The 26,451-nt window shown below is 61.2% G+C and carries 24 protein-coding genes and 1 pseudogene; 12 read left to right on the forward strand and 13 right to left on the reverse strand.

What is annotated here, in order from left to right:
- Window positions 1–9 precede the first annotated feature (9 nt).
- Both AC3Y64_RS15590 and AC3Y64_RS15595 read right to left on the reverse strand, forming a co-directional pair.
- Entirely contained in the window at window positions 10–2,121 is a 2,112-nt protein-coding gene (locus AC3Y64_RS15590; protein ID WP_489984355.1) for a hybrid sensor histidine kinase/response regulator, read from the reverse strand.
- Between the two features lie 133 nt (window positions 2,122–2,254).
- Entirely contained in the window at window positions 2,255–2,944 is a 690-nt protein-coding gene (locus AC3Y64_RS15595; protein WP_038368903.1) for a GntR family transcriptional regulator, read from the reverse strand.
- A gap of 140 nt (window positions 2,945–3,084) precedes the next feature.
- On the opposite strand from AC3Y64_RS15595, the gene AC3Y64_RS15600 reads away from it, so the two are divergent.
- The 8 genes and pseudogenes from AC3Y64_RS15600 to AC3Y64_RS15635 all read left to right on the forward strand — a co-directional run bounded on the left by AC3Y64_RS15600 (window position 3,085) and on the right by AC3Y64_RS15635 (window position 10,721).
- Window positions 3,085–4,170, forward strand: coding sequence for an ABC transporter ATP-binding protein (locus AC3Y64_RS15600; RefSeq protein WP_489984356.1), 1,086 nt, complete (start codon window positions 3,085–3,087; stop codon window positions 4,168–4,170).
- A gap of 1 nt (window position 4,171) precedes the next feature.
- The gene (locus tag AC3Y64_RS15605) at window positions 4,172–5,089 is read left to right on the forward strand and encodes an ABC transporter permease (RefSeq protein WP_489984357.1); all 918 of its coding nucleotides are present in this window, start codon (window positions 4,172–4,174) and stop codon (window positions 5,087–5,089) included.
- Window positions 5,086–5,874 (forward strand): ABC transporter permease, encoded by a 789-nt coding sequence (locus tag AC3Y64_RS15610; RefSeq protein WP_158957233.1) that lies wholly within the window; start codon window positions 5,086–5,088, stop codon window positions 5,872–5,874. Before AC3Y64_RS15605 ends, AC3Y64_RS15610 begins: the two co-directional genes overlap by 4 nt.
- Window positions 5,875–5,889: 15 nt before the next feature.
- Window positions 5,890–6,942: an extracellular solute-binding protein gene (locus AC3Y64_RS15615; protein ID WP_489984358.1), complete on the forward strand. Its 1,053-nt coding sequence runs from the start codon at window positions 5,890–5,892 to the stop codon at window positions 6,940–6,942.
- 103 nt (window positions 6,943–7,045) lie between these two features.
- Window positions 7,046–7,195 (forward strand): annotated as a pseudogene (locus tag AC3Y64_RS15620) (extracellular solute-binding protein); the annotation flags it as partial.
- Window positions 7,196–7,366: 171 nt separating this feature from the next.
- The gene (locus AC3Y64_RS15625) at window positions 7,367–8,563 is read left to right on the forward strand and encodes an amidohydrolase family protein (protein ID WP_489984359.1); all 1,197 of its coding nucleotides are present in this window, start codon (window positions 7,367–7,369) and stop codon (window positions 8,561–8,563) included.
- The gene (locus AC3Y64_RS15630; RefSeq protein ID WP_489984360.1) at window positions 8,560–10,047 is read left to right on the forward strand and encodes an amidohydrolase family protein; all 1,488 of its coding nucleotides are present in this window, start codon (window positions 8,560–8,562) and stop codon (window positions 10,045–10,047) included. The genes AC3Y64_RS15625 and AC3Y64_RS15630 overlap by 4 nt, the downstream gene beginning before the upstream one ends.
- A gap of 11 nt (window positions 10,048–10,058) precedes the next feature.
- A complete protein-coding gene (locus AC3Y64_RS15635; protein ID WP_064387694.1) occupies window positions 10,059–10,721 on the forward strand; it encodes a flavin reductase family protein in 663 nt (220 codons plus the stop codon).
- A gap of 194 nt (window positions 10,722–10,915) precedes the next feature.
- On the opposite strand, the gene AC3Y64_RS15640 is transcribed toward AC3Y64_RS15635, so the two are convergent.
- From AC3Y64_RS15640 to AC3Y64_RS15675, 8 genes are all read right to left on the reverse strand, one after another.
- Complete coding sequence (locus tag AC3Y64_RS15640) at window positions 10,916–11,575, reverse strand: DUF799 domain-containing protein (protein ID WP_064387695.1); 660 nt, start codon at window positions 11,573–11,575, stop codon at window positions 10,916–10,918.
- The gene (locus tag AC3Y64_RS15645) at window positions 11,572–11,940 is read right to left on the reverse strand and encodes a DUF4810 domain-containing protein (protein ID WP_064387696.1); all 369 of its coding nucleotides are present in this window, start codon (window positions 11,938–11,940) and stop codon (window positions 11,572–11,574) included. The genes AC3Y64_RS15640 and AC3Y64_RS15645 overlap by 4 nt, the downstream gene beginning before the upstream one ends.
- Before the next feature lie 28 nt (window positions 11,941–11,968).
- Window positions 11,969–12,655: a CsgG/HfaB family protein gene (locus AC3Y64_RS15650; protein WP_161806640.1), complete on the reverse strand. Its 687-nt coding sequence runs from the start codon at window positions 12,653–12,655 to the stop codon at window positions 11,969–11,971.
- A gap of 273 nt (window positions 12,656–12,928) precedes the next feature.
- Window positions 12,929–16,027, reverse strand: coding sequence for an error-prone DNA polymerase (locus tag AC3Y64_RS15655; protein WP_489984361.1), 3,099 nt, complete (start codon window positions 16,025–16,027; stop codon window positions 12,929–12,931).
- Window positions 16,003–17,418 (reverse strand): Y-family DNA polymerase, encoded by a 1,416-nt coding sequence (locus tag AC3Y64_RS15660; protein WP_489984362.1) that lies wholly within the window; start codon window positions 17,416–17,418, stop codon window positions 16,003–16,005. Before AC3Y64_RS15660 ends, AC3Y64_RS15655 begins: the two co-directional genes overlap by 25 nt.
- Before the next feature lie 7 nt (window positions 17,419–17,425).
- Window positions 17,426–18,043: a translesion DNA synthesis-associated protein ImuA gene (gene imuA, locus AC3Y64_RS15665; RefSeq protein ID WP_489984363.1), complete on the reverse strand. Its 618-nt coding sequence runs from the start codon at window positions 18,041–18,043 to the stop codon at window positions 17,426–17,428.
- The gene (gene lexA, locus AC3Y64_RS15670; RefSeq protein WP_489984364.1) at window positions 18,043–18,660 is read right to left on the reverse strand and encodes a transcriptional repressor LexA; all 618 of its coding nucleotides are present in this window, start codon (window positions 18,658–18,660) and stop codon (window positions 18,043–18,045) included. The genes imuA and lexA overlap by 1 nt, the downstream gene beginning before the upstream one ends.
- Before the next feature lie 174 nt (window positions 18,661–18,834).
- Entirely contained in the window at window positions 18,835–19,752 is a 918-nt protein-coding gene (locus AC3Y64_RS15675; RefSeq protein WP_489984365.1) for a LysR family transcriptional regulator, read from the reverse strand.
- 103 nt (window positions 19,753–19,855) lie between these two features.
- Between AC3Y64_RS15675 and AC3Y64_RS15680 the strand changes: the two genes are divergently transcribed.
- From AC3Y64_RS15680 to AC3Y64_RS15690, 3 genes are all read left to right on the forward strand, one after another.
- Window positions 19,856–21,598 (forward strand): amidohydrolase, encoded by a 1,743-nt coding sequence (locus AC3Y64_RS15680; RefSeq protein ID WP_489984366.1) that lies wholly within the window; start codon window positions 19,856–19,858, stop codon window positions 21,596–21,598.
- A 158-nt stretch (window positions 21,599–21,756) separates the two neighbouring features.
- Entirely contained in the window at window positions 21,757–22,494 is a 738-nt protein-coding gene (locus AC3Y64_RS15685; protein ID WP_489984367.1) for a TorF family putative porin, read from the forward strand.
- A 147-nt stretch (window positions 22,495–22,641) separates the two neighbouring features.
- Window positions 22,642–22,860, forward strand: a complete 219-nt coding sequence (locus AC3Y64_RS15690; RefSeq protein ID WP_489984368.1) for a hypothetical protein — start codon at window positions 22,642–22,644, stop codon at window positions 22,858–22,860.
- Between the two features lie 53 nt (window positions 22,861–22,913).
- Here the strand turns inward: AC3Y64_RS15690 and AC3Y64_RS15695 are convergent, their stop codons facing one another.
- Together AC3Y64_RS15695 and AC3Y64_RS15700 are read right to left on the reverse strand one after the other, a co-directional pair.
- Window positions 22,914–23,630, reverse strand: a complete 717-nt coding sequence (locus AC3Y64_RS15695) for a DUF72 domain-containing protein (protein WP_489984369.1) — start codon at window positions 23,628–23,630, stop codon at window positions 22,914–22,916.
- Window positions 23,631–23,634: 4 nt separating this feature from the next.
- Complete coding sequence (locus AC3Y64_RS15700; protein WP_489984370.1) at window positions 23,635–25,425, reverse strand: thiamine pyrophosphate-requiring protein; 1,791 nt, start codon at window positions 25,423–25,425, stop codon at window positions 23,635–23,637.
- A gap of 240 nt (window positions 25,426–25,665) precedes the next feature.
- On the opposite strand from AC3Y64_RS15700, the gene AC3Y64_RS15705 reads away from it, so the two are divergent.
- Window positions 25,666–26,172 carry a cupin gene (locus AC3Y64_RS15705; protein WP_489984371.1) on the forward strand — a complete coding sequence of 169 codons (507 nt, stop codon included), beginning with the start codon at window positions 25,666–25,668 and terminating at the stop codon, window positions 26,170–26,172.
- Window positions 26,173–26,175: 3 nt separating this feature from the next.
- Here the strand turns inward: AC3Y64_RS15705 and AC3Y64_RS15710 are convergent, their stop codons facing one another.
- A complete protein-coding gene (locus tag AC3Y64_RS15710; RefSeq protein ID WP_489984372.1) occupies window positions 26,176–26,448 on the reverse strand; it encodes a DUF2798 domain-containing protein in 273 nt (90 codons plus the stop codon).
- Window positions 26,449–26,451: the final 3 nt, after the last annotated feature.

Below are 26,451 nucleotides of genomic sequence, written 5' to 3' on the forward strand. Positions count from 1 at the left end.
TTTGAGGGCTCAGGCACTCAGCACCACGCGCAGCATCTGCAACAACGCTTCGGGGCTGTAAGGTTTGCCGAGCAAGTGGGTTTCAGGGCTCAGTTGATGATTGCGCGAGATGATGTCGCGGGTGTGGCCGGAGGTGAACAGCACCGGCACCGGCGGCGTCTGAACCTTGGCCCAGGCGGCCAGATCAGAGCTTTTGATCAGTCCTGGCATGACCACATCGGTAAAGATCAGATCGACTTCGCTGCCCTCAAGGAGCATTTTCATCGCCGCATCGCCATTGCCGGCGGTCAGCACGCGATAGCCTTCTTCACGGAGCAATTCGACGGCCGAGGTGCGCACCGCGTCGTTATCCTCGACCACCAGCAGCGTCTCGTGCCCGCCGCTCTGTTGCCGTTGCAGATTGGGCGACTCGTCAAGAATCGGCCGCAGGCTGCGCGGGAAGTACAACTGCACCCGTGTGCCCTCGCCAACCTGGCTGTCGATCTCGACGTGCCCGCCGCTCTGCTTGACGAAACCGAACACCATGCTCAGGCCCAGCCCGGTGCCCTGGCCATCAGCCTTGGTGGTGAAGAACGGCTCGAACACCTGCTCCAGAATCTGCGCCGGGATACCCGCCCCGCTATCGCTGACGGCGACCCGGACATAATCCCCGGGAACGATGCCTTTGCCACTGCAAAATTCGCGATCCAGTCGTACATTGGCGGCGCTGAGACCGATGGTGCCGTCCCCATTCATGGCATCGCGGGCATTGATTGCCAGATTGAGAATCGCGTTTTCCAGTTGATTGCGGTCGACGTTGATGTGCCACGGCTCCGACGGCAATTGCACGTTGATCTGAATGGTTTCGCCCAGCGCCCGCTGGAGCAATTCACCGACGCCATCGAAGATCTGCTGCGGATCGCACACCGCCGGCGACAGCGGTTGGCGGCGGGCAAATGCGAGCAGTTGCGAGGACAGCTTGGCACCGCGCTCGACCGCCGCCAGTGAGGCGCTGACGCGACGTTGCACATTGGCGTTATCGGGTTCGTGCCGGGCGAGCAGATGCAGATTGCCGGCGATGACTTGCAGCAGATTATTGAAGTCATGAGCGACGCCGCCGGTAAGCCCGCCAATCGATTCGAGCTTCTGCGACTGACGCAATTGCTCTTCCGCCGCCAGACGCGCCTCGACCTCATCGGCGACACGCTGTTCGAGGTTGCGGGTGAATTTGAGCAGGGATTCTTCGGCGTTCTTGCGTTCGTGGATGTCGATCAACACGCCCGGGAAACGCAACGCCTCGCCGTTCTCGTCGAACTCGCAAGCGCCGCTGGCCAACACCCACATATAACTGCCATCGCTACGCTGGACGCGATATTCAGCGTTATAAGGTTCGCCGGTCTGCAGGGAATACGTGACCCGCTCCTGCACCCACGCGAAATCATCGGGATGGATGCGCGACTCGGCGATGCCTTGGTCCAGATTGCTCAGGTCCTGATCCGGCGGATAGGAGAACGTACGGGCGAAGCGTTCATCGGCTGACAGCGTGTTGTTTCTCACATCCCAGACGAACGATCCGAGCAAAGCCCCGGCATTCAACGCCAGCCGTACCCGCTCGTTGTCGGCGCGGTAGGCGTTTTCCGCTTCCTGGCGCAGGCGTTCCGAGATCACGAATTCGGTGGTTTCTACCACCATCGCCATCACCCCGTTCGGCTCGCCTTCGTCATTGGCCACAGGGCTGTAATAGAGGTCGAGCCAGACATCTTCGGGAACGCCATCACGCAGCAGCACCAGCTCTTTATTGCGAAACGACAGGGTGCCGCCGGCCAGACAGGTATCGACGACATGGCGATTGAAATCGGCGACTTCCGGCCAGCCCAGCTCAACCGGCACCCCCAGCAGGTAAGGATGGCGACCACCGGCAAATATCGAATAGGCGTCGTTGTAGATCATGTAGCCGCTACGGCCCCAGAGCATGACCATCGGCAGCGGCGAAGCCAGCATCAATTGCACAGAGGCGCACAGGCTGGCCGGCCAGGTGTCCAGCGGACCAAGTTCAGTCCGGCTCCAGTCGAACGCGCAGATGCGCTCGGCCATTTCGCCTTTCCAGCCGTCACAGCCATGGCTATCGGATAAAAACTGCATCGCCTGACTTAGTGTCCTGTACTGGTTGTCCCGTAAACCTCGCCGCGAGAATGACACGACGCCCGTCTGTTTCGAGCGTCTTCAGGCGCATTGGTTTCATAAAAGGTATAGCCGATTTCATCCTCGCCCTGGGTCAGACGCCGATCAAATGCTTGAGCGGATGGTAGCCAGTTTTCATCTTTGCGGCGACGTCGAGAATGGCTTTTTCGATGCCGTTCAAATGCATGCAGGTCAGCTCGATGGCGGCGCTCTGATTGCCGGCCTCGATGTACTCGAGCAGGCGCAGGTGTTCGTCGTCGCGGCAGGCTTCGTGGCTGTCGTCGTCGAGTGCGGCGGCGTACAGCGAGGCGCGGGAAATCAGCTTCTGGAACCAGTCGAGCAATACCGGATTGTTGAGGCTGCGCGCCAGTTTGATGTGGAACTCGCCGAGCAGATGGATCAAGCGTTCATGATCGCCGGCGGCGTGCGCTTCATCTTCCAGCAGCAGATGTTCGCGCAAGTCCTGCATCGCCGCCGTGTCCTTGCGCCGGCACAGTTCGGTGACGATGCCGATCTCGATCAGCCGGCGGGTTTCGAACAGCGAACGGATCTCTTCGTTGCTCGGCAGTGACACCGATGCACCCTTGTTGGGCTCGGTAGTGACCAGTCCATCGGCCTCCAATTGCTTGAGCGCGGCGCGAACCGACGTGCGGCTGACATTAAATAATTCGGCCAGCGAGGCCTCGCCCAGCTTCATTCCCGGGCGCAACGAACGCTTGCTGATCGCCTCGTAAACCCCTTGGTAGACGCGGTCGACCGTGGTCTCCAATTTCTTTTCGGTCATTCGAACACTCCTTTAGCGTCGGGCAACCAACCCCTGGCGATGCCTGGCCATGGAAAAAGGGGGTTGCACACGCAGATTAATCCGGGTATTTCTAAATTGCATTCAGATATTGCATACAATAAATAGAGGATTGCACCATTATGGGTCAACCAATAGCAATTGAAGTGCGCAACGTCTCCAAACGCTACTCCGACGATCCTGGCCTTGCGCCAGCCCTCGACAACGTCTCGGTGAACATCGCCGACAACGAATTCTTCACCCTGCTCGGCCCCTCGGGCTGCGGCAAAACCACCCTGCTGCGCACCATCGCCGGTTTCGAACACGTCAGTGAAGGCGAAATTCGTCTGGCCGGCGAGCCGGTTAACGATCTGCCGCCGTTCAAGCGCCGGGTCAACACGGTGTTCCAGAGCTACGCGCTGTTTCCGCACATGAGTGTCGCGCAGAATATCGCCTTCGGGCTCGAGATGCAGGGTCTTGATCGCAAGTTGATACCAGATCGGGTCAACGAAATGCTCGCGCTGGTGCAAATGGAGCATCTGGCCGCGCGCAAACCGGCGGAATTGTCCGGCGGCCAGCAACAACGCGTGGCTCTGGCCCGGGCCTTGGCGCCGAAACCCAAGGTCCTGTTGCTGGACGAACCGTTGTCGGCGCTCGATCTGAAGCTGCGCAAGGAAATGCAGGTCGAACTCAAGCGCGTACAGAAAGAAGCCGGCATCACCTTCATTTTCGTCACCCACGATCAGGAAGAAGCGCTGACCCTGTCCGATCGTATCGCCGTAATGTCTGCCGGCAAAATCCTCCAGATCGGTACGCCGACCGATATCTACGAACACCCGAAACACCGTTTTGTCGCGCAGTTTATCGGCGACATCAACTTCCTCCCCGGCCAGCTCAAGCACGGCGAGCACAACGAAAAACTCTTCGTGCCCAACGGCATGCCGATCGAAATCCCCTGTCAGCAACAAAGCTTCGCCGGCAGCAGCGTGCAACTGGCGTTCCGCCCGGAGCGTTCGCAACTGGTCGATGCCAGCGAGCCCCATCACCTGCGCGGCATCATCGAAGCGGTGCTCTACGTCGGCACCGCGACGCTTTATCAGTGCCGGTTGAACAACGACATCAAAGTCATGCTGCGCGAAAACAATGAAGGCCTGAACCAAAGCCGCGCGGTCGGCGAACGCGTTGCCGTACACCTGCCGCCGCACGCCTGCCTGTTGATGGAGGCCTGAGATGAGCGTCAGCAGCACTTCCCCTGCCCTCAACCGCGCGCTGTTGCTCAGCCCGGTGGTGTTGACTCTACTCGCCCTGATTGCCATTCCGTTGGGGATCATGGGTTACATCAGCCTGCTGCCGCGCAACACCTACGGCGGCGTCGACTGGCAAGCGCCATGGCAACTGCAAAGCTACGTGCAGCTGTTTTTCCAGGAAGGTTTCGACGGCGAACTGGAACTGAACTGGGTCTACGCCCAGGCGCTGTTGCGCTCGGTATTGCAGGCCGGCGGCACCACCGCGCTGTGCTTTCTGTTCGGTTTTCCGGTGGCGTTGTGGATGTCGAGCCTGACCCCGCGCCGACGCAATCTGATGGTCTTGCTTATCACCATTCCGTTCTGGACCAACCTGCTGATCCGCAACTACGCGTGGCTGATCATCCTCCGCGAACACGGCTGGGTTGCGCAAAGCCTTAACGCGCTGTTTCCGAGCGCTGGCGGCATCACCCTGCTCTACAACGACTTCGCGGTAAGTGTCGGTCTGGTCTACAGCTTCCTGCCGTTCATGATTCTGCCGATCTACTCGACCCTGGAAAAACTCGACTGGCGTCTGGTCGAAGCCGCTTATGACCTCGGCGCCAATCGCTGGCACGCGTTGCGCCGAATCATCCTGCCGCTGTCGATGCCCGGGGTGATTGCCGGTGCGTTGCTGGTGTTTGTGCCGAGCCTCGGCGCGTTTATCACCCCGGCCATACTGGGTGGTGGCAAGACCTTGATGATCGGCAACCTGATCCAGCAACAGTTCGGCACCGCGCGCAACTGGCCGCTGGGCAGTTCGCTGTCGTTCCTGTTGCTGGCGATTCTGCTGGTGTCGCTGGTGCTCTACGCGCTGTACAGCCGCCATGCGGCGAAGACCATCCATCGGGGGGCGAAAGCATGATTTCCCTGCACCTGAAAAAACTCCCGGCGACGCGCGAAATCAGCCTGCTGATCCTCGCCTATCTGTACCTGCCGATCTTCGTGTTGATCGCCTACAGCTTCAACGCCAATCGCTCGGCGACGGTGTGGACCGAGTTTTCGTTTGCCTGGTACGGACGGATTCTGGCCAACCCGTCGATTCAGACGGCGGCGCTGAATTCGATCATCGTCGCCACCCTCGCCACGGTCTGCGCCACGGCGATTGCCCTGCTCGCAGCGCTGGCGACTTACCGGCCGTTCTACGGGCAGAAAATGGTCGAGGGCGGGATCAACCTGCCGCTGATCCTGCCGGAGATCGTCACCGCCGTGGCGACCTTGCTGCTGTTCATGGCGCTGGGCATCAAGCTCGGTTTGCTCACGGTGATCGTTGCGCACATCGGTTTCTGCATTCCCTTCGCCTACCTGCCGATCCGTGCACGGCTCAACGATCTGGACAAAAGCCTGCTGGAAGCGGCCAACGATCTCTATGCCAATCCATGGCAGGTGTTCCGCCGCGTGACTTTGCCGTTGCTATGGCCGGCAGTGTTGTCCGGTGCGGTGCTGGCGTTCGTGGTCAGCCTCGACGATTTCATCATGACCTTCTTCGTCGCCGGGCCCGGCTCGACGACGTTGCCGGTGTACATCTTCTCGGCGATCAAGGCGGGCGTGACCCCGGAGATCAATGCGATCTCGACGCTGATGTTGGTGATTTCCATCGTCCTTGTGGTGCTGGCCTTCTGGCTGGGCCAACGCGGTAAACAACAATAAATCTGGAGCGCTCTCATGAAAGTCAAAAGCATGCGTTTGGCAGTATCCGGTCTGGCCCTGAGTTGTTTCGCCGCGTTCGGCGCCCACGCCGCCGAGCCGAAAGAACTGTTTTTCTACAACTGGACCGATTACTACCCGGTGGACTTGCTGGCCAAGTTTGAAAAGGAAACCGGCATCAAAGTGACGATGGACGGTTACGACAGCAACGAAACCCTGCTCGCCAAATTGCAGGCCGGCGGCGCGGCGTATGACGTGATCGTGCCGTCGCAATCGATCATGCAGACGCTGATCAAGCAGGGCCTGCTGATGGAAATCGACGCGCCGAGCCTGAGCAATTTCCAGTACGTCAAAGGACCGTTCCGTGATCCGAGCTTCGACCCTGGGCGTAAGTTCTCGGCGCCGTATCTGTGGGGCACCACCGGGTTTTCCTACGATAGCGCACGGGTGCCCGGCGGCAAACTGGATGACTCGTGGAAAGAATTCTTTGAGCCGCGCAAGGAGCTGCAAGGCCAACTCGCCGCCCTCGATACGTCGAGCAGCGTGATCAACGCCGCCAGCCATTATCTGAATGTCGACGAATGCAGCGAAAACCCACAGGACGCCAAACGCATCCTCGAACTGCTGCAAAAACAGAAGCCGTTTTTGAAGATGTACAGCTCCGACAACACCGTGGATCGCATGGCCTCGGGCGAGGTGATCATGATGCAGAACTGGAACGGCTCGACCGCACGGGCGACGTTGCAGAAGAGCACGATCAAGTACGTTTATCCGCGCGAAGGCCTGGCGATGTTCCAGGACAACTTCGCCGTACCGAAAAGCGCACCGCACCCGGGCAACGCGAAGATCTTTATCGACTGGATGATGAAGCCGGAGAACGCCGCTGCGGTTTCCAACGCCATTGCTTACGCCAACGGGATTCAGAGCGATTCGTTGCTTGATCCAAAGTGGAAGGTGATGGATGCGATCAACATGCCCGACGAATACGCCTCGCGTTTGCGCCCTGAAAAGGAATGCAGCAACAAGGCGCGCGAGCTGCAGGATCGGATCTGGTCGAAGCTCAAGGGCTGATCACCTGGCTTGAAACCGAAGCGCGGTCATCGCTAGCAGGGCTAGCTCCCACAGGGGATTTTGGTTGTCCACGAATTTTGAATTCAACACTGGCCCCATGTGGGAGAGCGATTCGTTGCTTGATCCAAAGTGGAAGGTGATGGATGCGATCAACATGCCCGACGAATACGCCTCGCGTTTGCGCCCTGAAAAGGAATGCAGCAACAAGGCGCGCGAGCTGCAGGACCGGATCTGGTCGAAGCTCAAGGGCTGATCACCTGGCTTGAAACCGAGGCGCGGCCATCGCTAGCAGGGCTAGCTCCCACAGGGGATTTTGGTTGTCCACGAATTTTGAATTCAACACTGGCCCCATGTGGGAGCTAGCCCTGCTAGCGATGAGGCCCGCTCGGCCACCACAACTTTCTGAGACCTGAATGAGGTTGATATGACCCAGCCACATTGGCTCCGCAACGTACGCCCCTACGGTGCCCCCGCCGAAGACCTGCTCATCGAAAACGGCCGGTTCGCTCAACGCCGCCCGGCGTCCAACGCACCGCTGGCCGCCAGCGACATCGACGGCCAACAACAACTGCTCACCAGCGCGCTGGTCGAAAGCCACGTCCACCTCGACAAAACCCTTTACGGCCAACCCTGGCGCCCGAACAGCGCCGGGCCGACGCTCAAGGATTACATCAGCAACGAACGCCGCATCCTCCGTGAAGTCACCGCGCCCATCGCCGAACGCGCCGGCGCGCTGCTGGAAAACTGCATCGCCCGTGGCTCGCTGACGATGCGCTGCCACGTCGACATCGACCCGGAATTCGGCTTGCGTCACGTCGAAGCCATGCAGCAATTGCGCGAGCGCTATAAAGACCTCATCGACCTGCAACTGGTGGTGTTTCCGCAGACCGGTTTGATCAGCCGCCCCGGCACCGCCGAACTGATGCGTGAGGCGATGGCGTTGGGCGTGGAAAACGTCGGTGGGCTCGACCCGTGCGGCATCGACAACGATCCGATCGCGCAACTGGATTTCGTCTTCAAACTGGCGGCTGAATTCGGCCGGGGTGTGGATATTCACCTGCACGACAAAGGCGAGTTGGGCCTGTGGCAGATTGCGTTGATCGCTGACTACACCGAACGTTTCGGCCTGCAAAACCGCGTGATGATCAGCCACGCCTACTGCCTCGGCATGTTGCCGTGGAGTCAGGTCAAACCGGTCGCCGAGCGGTTGGCGGCACTGGGGATTTCGCTAATGAGTTCGGCGCCTGCCGACACCGCCGTGCCGCCATTTCTCGCCCTGCGCGAAACCGGCGTCAATGTCTGCCTGGGCTCCGACGGCATCCGCGATGCGTGGTCACCGATGGGCAATGGCGACATGCTGGAACGGGCGATGTTGCTGGCGTTCCGGTTTGATCTGGCCAAGGACGATGAACTGGCCGCAGCGTTCGACGCAGCCACGGTCAACGGTGCGCGGGCGTTGGGCATCGAGGATTACGGCTTTGCCCTCGGGCAGCCTGCGGACTTTTTGTTGATGCCGGTGGAGACCCTTGGCGAAGCCGTCGTTGCGCGGCCATTGCGTCAGGTCTATCGCAGCGGTGAGTTGATCGCCGAAGGTGGCCGCTTGCTGAGCAGCCGTCTGTGAGACGTATCGGTCTGCGCGCCAGTTGCGTGGTCGGTTTCGACGGCACCCAGCATGTGCTGTGGCGCGACGGTGCAGTGGTGTTCGCCGGTTCGCGCATCGAGTTTGTCGGACGCGGTTACGCGGGGCCGGTGGATCAGTGGATCGACTACGGCAATGCGTTGATCGGCCCCGGCTTCATTGATCTGGATGCGCTAGGCGATCTCGATTCCACCGTGCTGACGCTGGACAACGGCGATGAACAAGGCATGGGCCGCATGTGGTCGTCAGAGTACTTGGCGAACGGCGCGCGTGAGACGTACAACGCCGAAGAAGAGCTGTTCAAATACCGCTACGCCTTCAGCCAATTGATCCGCAACGGCATCACCACGGCGATGCCGATCACTTCGATGTACTACCGCGAGTGGGCGGAAACCTACGACGAATTTGCTGCCGTCGCGGCTGTTGCCGGTGAACTCGGCCTGCGCACTTACCTCGGCCCCTGCTATATGAGCGGCATGAGCTACTGGCAGGCTGACGGCAGCCTCGATCATCACTGGGATGAACAGCGGGGGCTGGCTGGATTGGCGGCGGCTGAAAGCTTTTTCAAGGATTTCGACGGCGCGCATGACGGCTTGATTCGCGGCGCGTTGCTGCCTGATCGCATCCAGACTTGCACCCCGGCATTGCTGCAACGCACCTCGGCCTTGAGCCGCGAACTGAACGCGCCGATGCGGTTGCATTGCTGTCAGGCGCTCAGTGAAGTGGCGATGGTCGAGCAATTGCGCGGGACTTCGCCGCTGGGCTGGTTGCAGCAATTGGACTTGCTCACGCCGCGCAGCCTGTTGCCCCACGGCATTTACACCACCGGGGACGATGACTTGCAGCGAGTGATCGACGGCGGCGCGAGTCTGGTGCATTGCCCGCTGGTGTTCGCCCGCGACGGCGAGGCGCTGAATTCATTTGGTCGTTACCGCGCCAAGGGCATCAACTTCGCCCTCGGCACCGACACCTGGCCGGCGGATCTGCTGGAAAACATGCGCCACGGCCTGAACATTGCGCGGTTGATGGAAGGCGGTTCTGCGCTGACCAGCAGCCTCGATCTGTACAACGCCGCCACCCTCGGTGGTGCGCGGGCGCTGGGTCGCGATGACCTCGGTCGCCTGGCCCCCGGCGCCAAGGCCGACATCACCGTGTTCAGCCTGCGCGGCCTGCATCTGGGGCCGCTGTTCGACCCCCTGAAAAACCTGTTACTGGCCGGGCGCGGCGACGACTGCATCGCCAGTTATATCGACGGTCGTTGCGTGATGCACGACGGTCAGGTCAACGGCGTCGACTACCCCGCCCTGCAACGTCAGGCGCAACGCCAATACGAAAAACTCATGCGCAGCCACAGCGACCGGGCCGAGGGCCGACCGGACTGGAAAACCCTGTTCCAGCCCGCCATTCCGTTCGCCGATGACTACAGCGCCGAGGCGCCGTTGAGCGCCATCGATCCACTTTCCTAGAGGTTTTTGCCATGCACAGTTTTGATTTCAGCCAACTCAGCCCACGGGAAAAATACAAGATCCTGATCGGTAGCGTCGTGCCCCGGCCCATCGCATTGGTGACCACCATCGATGGCGAAGGCCGGGTGAATGCCGCCCCGTTCAGTTTCTTCAATGCACTTTCGGCGGACCCACCGATTCTGGCCCTGGGCGTGGAAAACTACGGCGATCAGAGCCCGAAAGACACCACGCGCAATATCCAGCTCAATCAGGAATTCACCGTGAACATCGTCAGCGATGCGTTGGTGGAGGCGATGAACGTCTGCGCCGTGCCGTTCGCACCCGGTTTCGATGAGTTGACCGCTGCGGGGCTGACGGCGATTGCCGGCACCACGGTGAAATGCCCACGCATCGGCGAAGCCCCGGTGGCGCTGGAGTGCCGACGGATGATGGCGCTGAACATCGGCCAGTCGCGGGAGATCATTTTTGGCGAGGTGTTGATGGCGCATGTGCGCGATGAGCTGATCGATCCGAAAACGCTGTATATCGATCAGTTGGGGCTGGATGCGATCGGGCGCATGGGCGGCCATGGCTATGCACGCACCCGTGACTACTTCGACCTGCCGACGCGCTCGTTGCAAGCGTGGACGGAAGCGCCGGGGGGTGGCGAGCGGTTTTGGCCCGCCCCGAAATAAACGCCAACAGCAAAAGATCGCAGCCTTCGGCAGCTCCTACTGATCGTTCCCCCGCTCCGCGTGGGAATGCCGCTATGGACGCTCTGCGTCCACTGTGACGCGGAGCGTCACGGGATGCGTTCCCACGCAGAGCGTGGGAACGATCAATGCATTCCCCTGTAGGAGCTGCCGCAGGCTGCGATCTTTTGCTCGTTTCAGTCCGTGCCGTACTTCGGCGAACGCGGGCCGTATAGCAGCCCCGCCGGATGCCCGGCGGACAGCAGACGATTGCTCGCCACACCGGCAATCGGGTAGCCGGCATCGGTGGAGCTGTTGATGATCTGCTTCACCGCCGCCGTGATCAGCATGCCGATCAGACCGCCACCACCGTTGTTGCCACCCTCTTCGCTCGACGCCCGCGCCGCTCCGGTCCACAGCGTGGTGCCGCTTTTCAGGTCAACCAGTTTCGCCGTCGCAGTCACTGCCGTTTCGCTGCTGATCACCATGTAGCGCGTGCCGTATTCGCTCACGGTGATGTACAGCGCCGCGTCCGCACCGAAGATTTCCTGCAGCTTGTGCGGCGGTGCCTGATGAATGTCATCCGGCGTGGTCAGGCCGTTCTGGCGGAAAGTTTCGTCCACCAGCGCAATCGGCAACACGTAATAACCAGCCTCGGCCAGCGGGAACGTCACTTGCGACAGCAGGCTGTACGACGCCTTCACGTCCGGCGAGGTGTTCAGCGGTGGCAACACCAGAATGGTCTTGGGCCGCGCCTGTTTGTACGCCGAGTAATCCACAGTCTTCGGCGCGACACAGCCACCGAGCAGCGTCAGTGCCAGTGCGCCGGCCAGCAGTTTCAAGGTGCGCGAGATCATTGCACGACTCCGGCCTTGGCGTTTTTAAGCAGAAAATCCATGTACGTGCCGGACTCGGGGAACAGGGTTTTCTCGGTGTTGAACTGCTGCACCATCTGATCGTCCTTGCCCATGCTCAGGTAGAGCAGGCCCAAGTGCGCGTGGTAGCCCGGCGGGACGGCTTTGCCGGTGGAGCGGATCTTTTGCAGGTCGCGTTCCAGTGCTTCGGCCTGGGCCTCTTTCGGCTCCTCGCCTTTGAAATATTCGTAGACCTGGGGCTCGTAGCCTTCCCACTGGTACAGGGTTTGCGGGCTGCTGCAACCGGCCAGCAAGGCGCTGGCGGCCAGCGTCAGCGCCATTAGCGAGCGCGACAAAGTCAGATTCATGGGTGTTGCTCCTTGCAATGGGCGTCGATCAGTTGCCCGGTTTCCAGGCACCGGCGTTCATGCCATCGACCAGACGATTGATCGCCTCGCGCATGGCCAGATCCAGTACTTTGCCGTTGAGGGTGGAGTCGTAGGCAGCGGTGCCGCCGAAACCGATGATTTCGCGGTTGGACAAGGCGTATTCGCCGGCGCCCTGGGTCGAATAGACCACTTCGGAGGTGCTGATGTTGACGATGTTCAGGTTGACCTTGGCGTATGCGACCTGGGTCTTGCCACGGCCGAGAATGCCGAACAATTGGTGATCGCCAGTCTCTTTGCGACCGAACTCGGTGACGTCACCGGTAACCACGTAATCAGCACCTTTGAGGCGCTGGGCCTGGCCTTTGATGGCCGCTTCCTGCTGGATTTCACCCATGTTGTCGCGATCCAGCACGCTGAAGCGGTTGGTCTGCTGCAAGTGAGTGATCAGGATGGTCTTGGCCTGGCCGCCGAGACGATCGACGCCGTCGGAGAAGATCCCGCGCATGTAGCTGGAGCGGTTGTCGAACTTGCCCACGGCCATTGGCACGCGAACGCCGGTCCAGATCTGCGAAGCGCTTTCAACCTTGGCCACCGGCAAGGCGCGGGAGCTTTCCGTGGCGCAACCGGAGAGTGTGGTGGCAAGGGTGCCAAGTACGGCAATCGCCACGCCTGAAACCAGCATCCGAGAGATCATTCTCACTGAGTATTCCTTTTGAAAAACGGGGATGTCCCGGCGCGGCAACGCGCGGCGGGAGCTGCAAAGGGCCGGCATTATGCCAAAGTGCCACCATTGCGAACAGATATTTTTGACGCCAATGAATTGGCTGCCTTGAACATACACAATCCCCTGTAGGAGTGAGCCTGCTCGCGATAGCGGTGCGTCATTTACGTTGATGTTGTCTGACACACCGCTATCGCGAGCAGGCTCACTCCTACAGGGGTTTTGTGTTCGGCTTGGGAGAAAGGATCAGTGGAAATCGCGGCTCTGCACGCGAATGCCGTTGAGGAGCGGGCTGAGGTCGCTCAGGCGTCCAGCGATCAAATGACGCACGTCGCCTTCGCGCTCCCAGCGGCCATCGACCCTGAGCAGTTGGGAGCCGACCAGCACTTGCCGTTGGCGTTCGGCCAGGTCGCGCCAGACCACCACGTTGACGTTGCCGAATTCATCTTCCAGGGTCACGAAGGTCACGCCGCTGGCAGTGCCCGGTCGTTGGCGCCCGGTGACCAGCCCGGCGATGCTCACCGGCCTGCCGTGTTCAACGTCGAGCAATTCCTGCGAACTGCGGCAGCGTCGCGCCTTCAATTCGCCACGCAACAGCGCCAGTGGATGCGGGCCCAGCGTGGTGCCGACGGTGGTGTAATCCGCATGCAAATCCTCACCGACACTCGGTTTGGGCAGCACCACGTCGGCCTCCTCCTGGCTCGGCAGCCCGGCGAACAAGCCAAGCTGTTTCTGCACCCCGGCGACTTCCCAACGTGCCCGATGCCGGTGCCCGGCCAACCCGCGCAACGCTCCGGAGTCTGCCAACAGCGCCTGCGCCCGGCTGTCCAGCGCAGCCCGTTCGCCAAGATCGGCGACATCGGCAAACGCCCCACGCGAACGCGCCGCTTCGATGCGCCGGGCGTCGTCCTCGCGAAAGCCCTTGATCATGCGCAAGCCCATGCGAATCGCCGGTTGCGCCGCCGTAATGGTTTCCAGGCTGCAATCCCAGTCACTGGCACGCACGTCCACCGGGCGAATCTGCAATTGATGCCGGCGCGCATCCTGCAGAATCTGATCGGGGCTGTAGAAACCCATCGGCCAACTGTTGATCAGCGCACAGGCGAACGCCGCCGGTTCGTGGCACTTGAGCCAGCAACTGGCGTAGGTCAGCAAGGCGAAACTGGCGGCGTGGGACTCGGGAAAGCCGTAACTGCCGAAGCCTTTGATCTGCTCGAAAATCTGCGCGGCGAACTCCGGGGTGTAGCCGTTTTTCTTCATGCCGGCAGCGAGGCGTTCCTTGTGCGGTTCGAGGCCGCCGTGGCGCTTCCACGCGGCCATGGAGCGACGCAATTGATCGGCCTCGCCGGGGCTGTAATCGGCGGCGACGATGGCGATCTGCATCACCTGTTCCTGAAACAGCGGTACGCCGAGGGTGCGTTTGAGCACCACTTCCAGCTCCGGCGATGGGTAGGTTTCCTTTTCTTCTTTATTTCGGCGGCGCAGATACGGATGCACCATCCCGCCCTGAATCGGCCCCGGACGGACGATGGCCACCTCAATCACCAGGTCGTAGAACGTCGCCGGTTTCAGGCGCGGCAGCATCGACATCTGTGCCCGCGACTCGATCTGGAACACGCCGACGGTGTCGGCGCGGCTGATCATTTCGTAGGTTGGTTTGTCTTCGGGCGGTATCGTCGCCAGGCTCAAGTCCTGATGGCGATGACGGCGCAGCAGATCGAAGCAGCGACGAATCGCACTGAGCATGCCGAGGGCGAGTATATCCACCTTGAGCAGGCCGACCGCGTCGAGATCATCCTTGTCCCACTGAATGATCGTGCGATCAGCCATGGCCGCGTTCTCGACCGGCACCAGCGTGTTCAGCGGCTCTTCGGAAATCACGAAGCCGCCGGGATGTTGCGACAGGTGCCGGGGGAAGCCGATCAGTTGCCCGGTCAGGCTCAGCACCCGGCGCAGCACCGGGCTTTCGGGATCGAAACCACCTTCGAGCAAACGCTCGAGCGGCGGTGTTTCATCGCTCCAGTGGCCGCAGCAATCGGCCAGTGCGTTGATTTGATCCGGCGGCAGGCCCAAGGCCTTGGCCACATCGCGCACCGCGCCGGCGGCGTGGTGGGTGCTGACCACCGCGGTCAGCGCCGCACGATGACGGCCATAACGGCGAAACACGTATTGCAGGACTTCTTCGCGCCGTTCGTGCTCGAAATCGACGTCGATGTCCGGCGGCTCATTGCGCTCTTTCGACATGAAACGTTCGAACAGCAGCGTGGTGTGGTCGGGGTCGATCTCGGTGATGCCCAAGGCAAAACACACCGCCGAGTTGGCCGCCGAACCGCGCCCCTGACACAGGATGTGCTCGCCGCGAGCGAAGCGCACCACGTCGTGCACGGTGAGAAAATAGCTTTCGTAGCCAAGTTCGGCGATCAGCTTCAGCTCCTTGTTGATCTGCCTCAGCACCTTGAAAGGCGCACCTTTCTTCCAGCGCCAGGCGATGCCTTCCTTGGTCAGTTGCCTTAGCCAGGAACTGGCGCTGTGCCCCTCAGGCACCAGTTCTTTCGGATACTGATAACGCAACTCGCCCAGATCGAAGGTACAGCGTCGGGCCAGACTCACCGATTCGTCGAGCAAGGCCTGCGGATAAAAACCCTGCAACGCTTCAACACTGCGCAAATGCCGTTCACCATTGGGATGCAGACGCAATCCGGCCTCGGCCACCGGCACGTGATGGCGGATCGCGGTCATGGTGTCCTGCAAGGCGCGTCGGCCTCGGGCGTGCATGTGCACGTCGCCGCTGGCCACGGCCGGAATCTGCAACTCGGTGGCCAGACTCAACAACCTCGCCAGGCGCTGCTGATCGTCCTGGCCGCGATGCAACTGCACCGCCAGCCACAGGCGTTCGCCGAAGGTCTGTTTGAGCCAGCGGCCCTCCTCCACCTCATCGAGCGCGTCCGGCACCCACAACACCAGCAACCCCGGTTGCGGCTCGCTGAAGTCTTCGCGCAGCACCTGATATTGGCCCTTTTGCGTGCGTCGCCGCGCACGGGTGATCAAACCGCACAGGGCCTGATAACCGGCAAGGTTCTCTACCAGCAACACCAGTTTCGGGCCGTTGTCGATGCGCACTTCACTGCCGATGATCAGCGGCAGCTCAACCGATTTCGCCGCTTGCCAGGCGCGAACGATCCCGGCCAGCGTGCATTCGTCGGTGATCGCCAGCGCCTGATAGCCGTGCTTTTTCGCACGCTGGAACAGCTCAAGAGCACTGGAGGCACCGCGCTGGAAACTGAAGTTCGACAGGCAGTGCAACTCGGCATAGCCGTTGCTCATGCAAACCAGCCCTGCAGCCACAACGGACCGTCCTCACCCACCGCGCGATACGCCCAGCCCTGCTGCCCGGCGCGGTTCTGGATCAGGTAATAATCGCGGCGCACATCGTCACCGTCCCACCAACCCGATTCGATGCGTTCCGGGCCCATGAGAATCTGCGCCGAACCGTGCGGCACGCTTTGTGGCTCGCCGAGCAACCAGCCCGGACGATGGACACCCGGCAGCGCGGCGCAACGTTGTTTATCGACGCCATGCTGCCACGCGCACTCGGGGCGATGATCGGCCTGAAAGCGCAGCCCCTGCACGGCGTCATCGCCCAGCCGTGCGCGCAGGCGTTCGCGCAATTGCTCCCAGGGCAAAGTCTGCTGCGGACGGTCGTCGAACAGTTCCTGAAACTGCGGGACGAAGCTCGGCAAGTCCTCGGCACGCAGGCGAAAACCGCGCACCGGCGCCTCGACCTGCACTTGCTCCAGGCGCCCACGGGCCAGTTCGAAGAGCATCGCCGGATCACGCTCGGCGCTGAGCAGGCCGACCTTAATGACAGTGTCCGGCAGCCCGGCGTGCTCCAGATGCAGATCGAAACGCTGCACGCCGCTGTCGCGCCCGCAGAGAAACGCCGAGAGATCGCCGGTCAGACGGCGTAACGGGAATAGCAGCGCCTGATGGGATTGCACGTCGAAATTCAGTTCGATGCGTACATCAAAGCGATCCGGCGGCAGGTAAAAATCCAGCGCCAACGGGCGGGCACCGAACAAGGTGTCGAGGTGCTTGAGCATCTGCGCTTCGAAACGTCGGGCCAGTGCCTGACGCGGCAGGCTCTGCACCTGATTGAGATTGCGCAGGCCCATTCGCGACAGCGCCGTCGCCACATTCGGCTCCAGCCCGACGCGGTCGACAGGCAACTGGCCGAGGTGATGCTGCAAGGCCTCGGCGTCCGGCACCACCAAGCCGTCGTAAGCATTGGCCAGCACCCGCGCCGCCACTGGATTCGGCGCGGCGACGATGCGATGACGAAAGCCCAGGTCCGTCAGTTCCTTGCGCAGGCGCGCTTCGAACTGCGCCCAGGAACCGAACAGGCCCAAGCTCGATTCGATCTCGAACACCACGGTGCGCGGATAATGCACGCTGACCTGGGCGCTGAAACCGTAGGCCCACGCGGCGAGAAACTGCTGCCAGTGCTCGACCTCGGCAGCTTCGTAATCAGCGGTGGCAAAACCTTTGCTCATCGCCTGGGCGGCGGTCATCGACTGGCCGGCACGCAAACCGAGTTTGCGCGCCGCCGGATTGACCGCTTGCAGCACTCGGCGCTGGGCCGGGCCGCTGAGCAGCACCAACGGCTGATCAGGATCGGGGCGCTGACGCAGCACCGCGTCCAAGGCCAATTGCGGGAATAGAATGCAGACCCAGCGCATGGCGACCTCAGTGCCCCACGGCAAAGGCAATCGGCGCCGTACGCGCCAATCCGCCACGGCACTTGAGGACGCGCAACTGTGCAGGTTTGGAATCGATGGCAATGCGCAGCGCCGCCGGTGACGGGTTGACCGCCTCGCTCAACGGACGCCAGGCGAATGCCAGGGTCTGGCCGGTTTCTGCCGCCACCTGCAAACGTCGCAACGCGCGGTCATCAGCCTTGTGTGGCCAGCACAGCACCGCGCCGCAACTGCCCGAACGCAAACACTGTTCCGCCGCCCACAAGGCATCGCGCTCGCTGGCTTGGATTACTGACAACTGGCGCAGATCCACCCCGGCGTTTTCCCACGCCTGCGGGTACGGCACGAACGGCGGCGCCACCAGCACGATGCGCTCGCCCGCCGCCGCCAATCGCGCCAGCGTCGGCCAGACCAGTTGCAGTTCGCCGACACCAGGGCCGGCCAGGAGGATTTCGCTCAAGGCTGCTTCCGGCCAGCCACCGCTGGGCAATGCCGCGTCCAGCGCCGCATGCCCGGTCGGTTGTGGGCTGGCAGCCGGTGGCGCAGGCCGGCCCTTCCAGACCTGGCCGCCATTGAACAGCGTATCCAACGCAACGACGGCGCCCATCAGCCTTGCCTCACCAGACCGCAGAACACCCCTTCGATGGCCAGGTCCTGATCGTCGCGCACGACAATCGGCTGATACGCCGGGTTGCGCGGCAACAGGCGCACTTCATCCCCGAGCCGTTCGAAGCGTTTGATGGTGACTTCACCGTCGAGCCGCGCCACGACGATCTGGCCGTTGAGCGCTTCGGGATTGCGCCGCACGCCGACCAGATCGCCGTCGAGAATGCCGTCCTCGATCATCGAATCGCCCTGCACCCGCAGCATGTAATCGGGCGTGCGGGAGAACAGCGCCGGGTCGAGCATCAAGCGGCTATGGATGTCGGCATCGGCGCCAATCGGCGCACCGGCAGCGACACGGCCGAGCACGGGGATGTCGAGCAACTCCGGACGCGGCGGTTGCCCGAGCAGGCGAATGCCCCGGGCCTGATGCGGGTTGACCTCGATAAACCCGGCCTCAGTGAGCGCGAGCACATGCTTGCGCGCCACGCTTCGCGAGGCAAAACCAAAAGCCTCGCTGATTTCAGCGAGGCTTGGGGGCTGACCGTGTTCAGCGATGCGATCGCGGATAAACGTCAGGATGGCGGTACGGCGGGGAGTCAGGTTTGTCATGGAGTACATTTGTACTCTTTCGGCTTTTTTCTGACAAGCGCCGCTAGTCAGGATCCCCGGAAATCCATTGATCGTTCCCACGCTCCGCGTGGGAATGCCTCTAGGGACGCTCTGCGTCCAGTGACGCGGAGCGTCACGGGCTGCATTCCCACGCGGAGCGTGGGAACGATCAGTGCGGGGGTATCAGCTCAGGCCGCGCTCGGCGAGGAATTCGGCGATGTAATCAATGAACGCGACAACCTTGGCCGTGGCCCGTCGATGGCTGGGGTACACCGCCAGGATATGCGGCCCAAACGTATCCGGGTCGATCTCGTAATCCGCCATGACCCGCACCAGTCGCCCGTCGGCGATGTACGGCGCGGCGCTCCACAGCGGCGTGTGCAGCAAACCGCGTCCGGCCAGGGCACTGGCCAGCAACAAATCGTAATTGTCACTGCGCAATAGCGGCGCCGTCGGTTGCGCCAGGCTCAAGCGCTGTCCGTCACGCTCGGCCCACCAGAATTCGCGGCTGAGCAACGGGTGCTGATAGAGCAGCCATTCATGCTGTTCAAGGGTCTGCGGATTGACCGCAATGTCTTTGCGCGCCAGATACTCCGGGCTGCCGCACAAGGCCAGACGATTGCTGCCCACCACCCGCGCAATCAGCCCCGGCAAATCATCGTGGCCCTCGCGCAACGCCAGGTCGTAGCCACTTTCCAGCAGATTAACGAACGCATCACACAGATCCACTTGCAGGCTGATCTGCGGGTATTGCTGCAAAAAGCCGTCGCACACCTGATCGAGAAACGCCCGGCCATACGCCAATGGCGCGGTGATTTTCAGGCTGCCGCGCAAGCCGTGCTGCAACTGTTCGATTTCCTCGCTGGCCTCGTCCAGCCGCTGCAACACCAGCCGCGCGGTTTCCAGGTACACCCGGCCGATTTCGGTGAGCAGAATCCGCCGGGTGCTGCGCTCGAACAGCCGTGCGCCCAGCTCCGATTCCAGGTGATTGACCGCTTTGGTCAGCGCCGACGGGGTCTTGCCCAATTGCTCGGCGGCACGGCTGAAACTGCCGAGCTGCGCGGTGACCACGAACATTTTCAATGCGCCCAACTTGTCCATGCTTTTTCCATTCAGGCAAAAACGTTTTTCGTGAGGGAGGCGTTCTGTCAGCGGTCGCCAGCCACTAATCTCGCCATCAGACGCAATAACAAGGAAATCTTCAATGAAAAGATTCGTCCCGAGTCTGCTGGTAGCTGCTGTAAGTTTTGCCTCGATGGAAGCCATGGCCGCCCCTGATCTGATCCTGCTCAACGGCAAGATTTTCACCGCCGATCGCGCGCAACCCAAAGTGCAGGCGCTGGCCGTGGAGAACGGCAAAGTGCTGAAAGTCGGCAGCGACGCGCAGATCAAAGCGTTGATCGAACCCGGCACCCAAGTGATCGACCTCAAGGGCAAAGCGCTGATGCCCGGCCTGATCGACAGCCATTCCCATGCGATTTTCGGTGGACTGGAAATGGTTTCGGTGAACATGGAGGACGAAGTCGTCAGCCTCGATGAGCTGCAAAAACGCCTGCGCGACTGGCGCGAAGACGGCAAAGCCAAGCACGGCGATGTGCTGAGCATTGCCGGCATGAGTTCGGCTTATTGGGCGCAAGCCGAGGCGTTGGGCAACACCTTCAACAGCGGCGAATGGGCCAACGTGCCGGTGGTGTTTATCGGCAGCGACCACCATACGGCGTGGGCCAACAATGTGATGCTCAAGCGCGCCGGCATCGACGCGGCACTGCTGAAAACCTTGCCGGACGCGGAGAAAGACACCATCGGCAAACTGTCAAATGGCGAGCCCAACGGCTTTGTGGTCGACGCCGGTTGGGACCGGGTCGCCGCGAAAATGCCGGTGCCAAGCCCCGCCGACATGTTGACGGCGGCGAAATCTGCAGTGCGCTACAACAACAGCCTCGGCATCACCGCATGGATGGACCCGGCCGCCAACGCCGCGCCGGGCGAAGCAGTATTTGCTCTCAAGCCGACCGAGAAAACCGTCGGCGTGTTGCCGGCCTATAAGGCCTTGTCGGAAAGCGGCGACATGAGCGTGCACGTCGCCGCGTTGCTGGTGGCCAACCCGAAAAGTTTGCCCGCCGACCTCGACACACTGGACAAGGTGCGCCAGCAATTTCAGGGCATTCCCAATCTGACGCTGCCGGGGATCAAGATCTTCGCCGACGGCGTGATCGAATTTCCGGCGCAGAGCGCGGCGATGATCGACCCCTACAGCAACTCGCACAAACAGGGCGAGCTGCTGATCGATCCGCAGCATTTTGGTGAACTGGTCAGCGCCATCGACCAGCGCGGCTGGCTGGTGCACATCCACGCGATCGGCGACCGCGCGGTACGTGAATCGTTGAACGGCATCGCTCAGGCGCGCAAGGATCGCCAGAGCGGCGTGACCCACTCGATCACCCACCTGCAAATGGTCAACCCGAAAGAGTTCGCCCGCTTCAAACCGCTCAACGTCATTGCCTCGATGCAACTGCTGTGGGCCAGCGCCGACGATTACACCACCGACATGATCAAGCCCTACGTCAGCGCCCTCGCCTTTCGCTATCAGTACCCGGCGCACTCGCTGTTGAAACAGGGCGCGACGATTGCCGGCGCCAGTGACTGGCCGGTGTCATCGCCAAATCCATTCAACGCCATGGCCCAGGCGATTACTCGCGTCGGCCCGTTGGGCGTGCTTAATGCCGACGAACGCCTGGACCGCGACACAATGTTCTATGCCTACACCCTCAACGCGGCGCGCACGATTGGCCTGGAGAAGCAGATCGGTTCGCTGACGCCGGGCAAGCAGGCGGACTTTATCGTCCTCGACCGCGACGTGTTCAGCGTCGACGACAAGGCCCTGCATGACACTCAGGTGCTGCAGACCTGGTTCGGCGGTCGTCAGGTCTACACCGCCACAAAATAACAACACTGTTCCCCCTGTAGGAGCTGCCGCAGGCTGCGATCTTTTGATCTTGTTTTCAGGATCAAGATCGAAAGATCGTCCGATCGCGGCCCGAACCTTCGGCAGCTCCTACAGGTTTCTCATTCTGCCCAAAAATAATCACAACACCGGGACTTCAAATGAAAGCCTTGCCCCTGTTCGCCCTGAGTTTCTTGAGCGTGCTGCCCCTGAGCAGCCAAGCGATCCCTTTGAACGATGACTTTGCGCTGTTGGTGGATCTCAATCTCGCCAGCGACTACCGCACCCGTGGCATCTCGCAAACCCAGAATGACCCTGCCGTGCAGGCCGGTTTGACCCTCGCTCACAGCAGCGGTCTGTACCTCGGCGCCTGGAGTTCCAATGTCGATTTCGGCGGCGGCCTGAAAACCCGTCAGGAAGTCGATTACTACGCCGGTTGGCTGTGGCAGGCGACCGAGGATGTCAGCTTTGATCTGGGCTACATCAAATACGCCTATCCCAAGGAAAGTCAGTTCAACCAGAGCGAGGTCTACGGGATTCTCGGCGTGTATGGGGTGAAACTGGCGGCGTATTACTCCAGCGACGCACCGGGGATCGATAGCAAACAGAACTCGCTGTACACCTACATTGGCTATGAAACTGAATTGCCGTACGACTCGGGCCTGAAGCTGCGTTACGGCAACATGGATTTCAAGGATCCGCATTTGTATTCGGCGTCCGGTAGCGCTGAAGAGTCGTACCGGGAATGGGAAATCAAACTCACCCACAATCTGGCTGGCGTGGTGCTGGGGCTGAGCTATATCGACACGGATCTTTCGCAGAGCCAGTGCCTGAGCAATTGGGGTTTCAAGGATGTGTGCACGGCAACCGTCGTCGCCAGCGTCAGCAAATCCTTCTGACATCCGCGAAATTCCATTGTGGGAGCAACTCGTCACAGGGGTTTGTGGGGAGCCAGGCCGATGGCGATGGCGGTGGTTGCGTCGCAAAAATATCGAACGCCTGCCACCGCGTTGCCTCCAATGTTTACACCCCTGGAGGTCAACACCATGAACCACAACGACGATAAAACCCCGAACGCCCCACCCACCGACACGTCCGGCAAACCGGTGAATGTTGTCGAGCGCGATCTGGAAGACCGCGACGATGACACCAAAGGCGTGGATGAAGTCATCACGCCCTCGTCCACCCGCGTCAAAGAGCAGGATGCCGAAGAGTTGCAGCGTAAGGTCGATGAGATCGAGCGCAAGGTGGCGGATGGCAACTGACCGGATCTTCGAGTGGATTTCCTCTCTCGGACGATCCGCTGCCTGAAAGGCTGCTAACCCGACAACAGCGCCGCCAGTGCCAACGCGTTACCCAGCGCAGCACCACTGGCGGTGTTGTCGAACATGCACCAGGTCGAGGTTCCTTGGGTATCGGCGGCCCGCAATGCGCTGGCGAGCTGCTGCAAGTAAGCGTCCTCGTAGGCACTGTGGTAAATGCGCGGAGAACCGTGCAGCCGCCAATATCGGGTTTCCTGCCGGCCCATGGGTGAAGCGTCACTGCTGATACGCGAAGGGTCAACGGCTGCCTGAGCGACCCGATCAGCCAACAGCAATGATTCAGCGCTCACCCAGGACTCATGGCGAGGTTCCAGCACCACTGCGCCGTCGAAGCGCTGACGCAATGCGCCGAAAAACGCCTCGGCGCAGGCCGGATCAAACGTCAGCGACGGCGGCAACTGCAGCAGCAAACACCCCAATCGATCAGCCAAGCCGTTGCTCTGCGAAAGGAACTCATCGAGCGCCGCCTCGCAATCGACCAAACGGCGTTCATGGCTGATCTGCTTGGGCATCTTCACCGAAAAACGAAATCCGTCCGGCACCGAATCCGCCCAACGCTCATAGGTCGAGCGGCGATGCGGGCGGTAGAACGAACTGTTGATTTCCGCACAGTTGAGCCGAGCGGCGTAACGTTGCAGGTGCGATCCCTCGGCTGGAAATACCGGCCAATACTCACGCCCCAGGCTCCACCCGGCACAACCGACGAAAATCAAATGCTCACCTCTTTTTGCCGGGCAGTACCGAGCCGAGAACCTGCTTGGCGGTTTGCACCAGGATACCCGCCTCGTCCGGATCGCCCTTGAGCAACGTCGTGGCAAATTTCTTCGCCTGCTCAAGTTTGATGTGCGGCGGTAGCGGCGCTACGTTCGGGTCGGTCTTGAACTCGATCAGCACCGGCACTTCGCTCGCCAAGGCCTGTTCCCAAGCGGCGGCGACGTCCTCTTCGCGATCAACGAAAATCCCTTTCAGGCCAATGGAAATCGCAAACAAGTGATACGGCACATCGGGGATACTCTGCGAAGCCTCGAACTTCGGATCGCCCTCCATCACCCGCTGCTCCCACGTCACCTGGTTGAGATCCTCGTTGTTGAACACCGCACAGATCCATTTCGGGCTCTGCCACTGCCGCCAGTATTTGGCGACGGTGATCAGCTCGGCCATGTTGTTCATTTGCATCGCTCCGTCGCCGACCAGCGCAATCACCGCGCGTTCGGGATAGGCGAATTTTGCCGCAATCGCATACGGCACCGCAGCGCCCATGGACGCCAGTCCACCGGACAGCGAGCACTTCATGCCGCGACGGATCTTCAGGTCGCGGGCATACCAGTTGGCACAGGAGCCGGAGTCGCTGGTGATGATTGCCTCATCCGGGACCCGCGGTGACAGCTCATACACCACCCGTTGCGGATTGACCGGATCTGCTTTGGCCATCGCGCGTTTTTCCAGGGTTTTCTCCCAGCTGCCGCGCCAGCCCTCGACCTTCTTGCGCCACTTGCCCGAAGTTTTCTGTTCGAGCAACGGCAGCAACGCCGCAAGGGTTTCGGCCGAGTCACCGACCAGATTGACCTCCATCGGATAGCGCAGGCTGAGCATGTCCGGCTGCAAATCGATCTGCACGCCGCGCGCCTGCCCCTCTTTTGGCAGGAATTCGGAATACGGAAAACCCGAACCAATCATCAGCAAAGTGTCGCATTCGCTCATCAGTTTGTAGCTGGGCTCGGTGCCGAGCAGGCCGATGCTGCCGGTGACCCACGGCAGATCATCTGGCACGACGGCTTTGCCGAGCAGCGCTTTGGCGACGCCGGCACCCAGTTTTTCGGCGATGGCGATGACCTCGTCGGTCGCCTCCAAAGCACCGGCGCCGACCAGAATCGCAACTTTTTCGCCGGCGTTCAGCACATCCGCCGCACGCTGCAGATCGGCTTCGTAGGGCAGCACTTTCGGTTTGCTGTATCCAACACCCGAATGCGCGGTGCCGTGGGCACGGGCCGGCGCCTGATATTCGAGATCCTGCAGATCATTGGGCAGAATCAGCGCGGTCACGCGGCGCTCGCCCACGGCCGTGCGCACCGCCCGATCAAGCAGATGCCGCACCTGCGAAGGCGCCGAAGCCTGTTGCACGAATGCGCCGGCAACGTCCTTGAACATCGACACCAGATCAAGCTCTTGCTGGTAGTGGCTGCCCAACGCGGTGCGCGCCTGCTGGCCGACGATGGCCAGTACTGGCATGTGGTCCATTCGTGCGTCATACAACCCGGTAATCAGATGAGACGCGCCTGGGCCGGAGGTGGCAATGCACACACCCAGCTCGCCGGTGAATTTGGCGTGGGCCGAGGCCATGAACGCGGCCATTTCCTCGTGCCGCGCCTGAACGAATTCGATCTTGCCCTTGGCTCGAGCGAGCGCTCCGAACACGCCGTTGATGCCGTCGCCCGGATAACCGAAGATCCGCGTGACGCCCCATTGGCTGAGCCGCTCAACCAGAAAATCTCCTACTGTCGTTGTCATCTCGATCCTCGTCTTTTCGCTGGTGTAACGGTCTGGACAGCCCGGCTGACGACGAAGTTTCGATTGATTTGCCCCACCCGCAGCGAATCGCCTTCTATCAGATGCTTGATGAGTTTTTCTGAGGCGAATGCCGGCCCTTGTTGTCCACAGTGGCAAGACTGGCATGCGATCCCCTGTGGGAGCGAGCTTGCTCGCGAAGACGTCAGCTCAGTCAAGACAAATCCGGACAAGGAGAACAACATGCCCCTCCCCGTACAAACCTTGCAGCTTGAGCGTAACGATTGGGTGCCGAATAACCCGCAGTTGCCGGTACTGATTTATCCGCAGGCGATTGCCATCGAGGGCAGCGATCCTGCGGCCCTGTTCGAGCAGACCTTCAGCGCCAACGGCTGGCCGCCGCAGTGGCGCTACCACGTCTACGATTTTCATCACTTCCACACCCAGGGCCATGAAGTGCTTGGGGTAGCGTGCGGAAATGCGCGGCTGATGCTCGGCGGGCCCGATGGGCATGTGCTGGACGTCAGCGCTGGCGATGTGTTGCTGCTGCCCGTTGGCACCGGCCATTGCAGCCTCGGTTCCAGTGATGACTTTCTCGTGGTGGGCGCCTACCCGCCAGGCCAGCACGGCGATATTTGCAGTGAAGCACCGACCCCGGCGCAACTGGCGAATATCGCGCAATTGCCGTTACCCGAGCAGGATCCGGTACAAGGCGTGCACGGAGCGTTGCAGCAATATTGGCTTGAGTGATCGTCAACGCGGCGGATGCACCGTCAGCGCCACCAGTTTGATCACGAGCGGCCGAACGACCAGGATGCAGAGGAACGCCACGGGCATCGCCAGTTTGTAGGCGTGCAAGGCATTGCTCAGGTAATTGTTATCAATGCCGGCATTGGCAGCGGTAATGACCAGCGACATCAGGAACGCCATGATCGTCGCCATGTACAGAGCAAACACATACGGCGTAGCGCGAGGCGACAGCCTGCGACGGCGGATATAAACAGCTTCGGCAGCACGTTGATCCATAGG

Source organism: Pseudomonas sp. 4CAES_32.4 (assembly GCF_058136335.1).

Coding starts and splice junctions, on each gene's coding strand:
- AC3Y64_RS15660 (WP_489984362.1), bottom strand. CDS start 17,418: ATGCGCTGGGTCTGCATTCTATTCCCGCAATTGGCCTTGGACGCGGTG.
- AC3Y64_RS15625 (WP_489984359.1), top strand. CDS start 7,367: ATGACCCAGCCACATTGGCTCCGCAACGTACGCCCCTACGGTGCCCCC.
- imuA (WP_489984363.1), bottom strand. CDS start 18,043: ATGGGCGCCGTCGTTGCGTTGGATACGCTGTTCAATGGCGGCCAGGTC.
- AC3Y64_RS15600 (WP_489984356.1), top strand. CDS start 3,085: ATGGGTCAACCAATAGCAATTGAAGTGCGCAACGTCTCCAAACGCTAC.
- AC3Y64_RS15675 (WP_489984365.1), bottom strand. CDS start 19,752: ATGGACAAGTTGGGCGCATTGAAAATGTTCGTGGTCACCGCGCAGCTC.
- AC3Y64_RS15705 (WP_489984371.1), top strand. CDS start 25,666: ATGCCCCTCCCCGTACAAACCTTGCAGCTTGAGCGTAACGATTGGGTG.
- AC3Y64_RS15700 (WP_489984370.1), bottom strand. CDS start 25,425: ATGACAACGACAGTAGGAGATTTTCTGGTTGAGCGGCTCAGCCAATGG.
- AC3Y64_RS15595 (WP_038368903.1), bottom strand. CDS start 2,944: ATGACCGAAAAGAAATTGGAGACCACGGTCGACCGCGTCTACCAAGGG.
- AC3Y64_RS15615 (WP_489984358.1), top strand. CDS start 5,890: ATGAAAGTCAAAAGCATGCGTTTGGCAGTATCCGGTCTGGCCCTGAGT.
- AC3Y64_RS15640 (WP_064387695.1), bottom strand. CDS start 11,575: ATGATCTCGCGCACCTTGAAACTGCTGGCCGGCGCACTGGCACTGACG.
- AC3Y64_RS15635 (WP_064387694.1), top strand. CDS start 10,059: ATGCACAGTTTTGATTTCAGCCAACTCAGCCCACGGGAAAAATACAAG.
- AC3Y64_RS15645 (WP_064387696.1), bottom strand. CDS start 11,940: ATGAATCTGACTTTGTCGCGCTCGCTAATGGCGCTGACGCTGGCCGCC.
- AC3Y64_RS15680 (WP_489984366.1), top strand. CDS start 19,856: ATGAAAAGATTCGTCCCGAGTCTGCTGGTAGCTGCTGTAAGTTTTGCC.
- AC3Y64_RS15690 (WP_489984368.1), top strand. CDS start 22,642: ATGAACCACAACGACGATAAAACCCCGAACGCCCCACCCACCGACACG.
- lexA (WP_489984364.1), bottom strand. CDS start 18,660: ATGTACTCCATGACAAACCTGACTCCCCGCCGTACCGCCATCCTGACG.
- AC3Y64_RS15685 (WP_489984367.1), top strand. CDS start 21,757: ATGAAAGCCTTGCCCCTGTTCGCCCTGAGTTTCTTGAGCGTGCTGCCC.
- AC3Y64_RS15590 (WP_489984355.1), bottom strand. CDS start 2,121: ATGCAGTTTTTATCCGATAGCCATGGCTGTGACGGCTGGAAAGGCGAA.
- AC3Y64_RS15605 (WP_489984357.1), top strand. CDS start 4,172: ATGAGCGTCAGCAGCACTTCCCCTGCCCTCAACCGCGCGCTGTTGCTC.
- AC3Y64_RS15710 (WP_489984372.1), bottom strand. CDS start 26,448: ATGGATCAACGTGCTGCCGAAGCTGTTTATATCCGCCGTCGCAGGCTG.
- AC3Y64_RS15650 (WP_161806640.1), bottom strand. CDS start 12,655: ATGATCTCTCGGATGCTGGTTTCAGGCGTGGCGATTGCCGTACTTGGC.
- AC3Y64_RS15610 (WP_158957233.1), top strand. CDS start 5,086: ATGATTTCCCTGCACCTGAAAAAACTCCCGGCGACGCGCGAAATCAGC.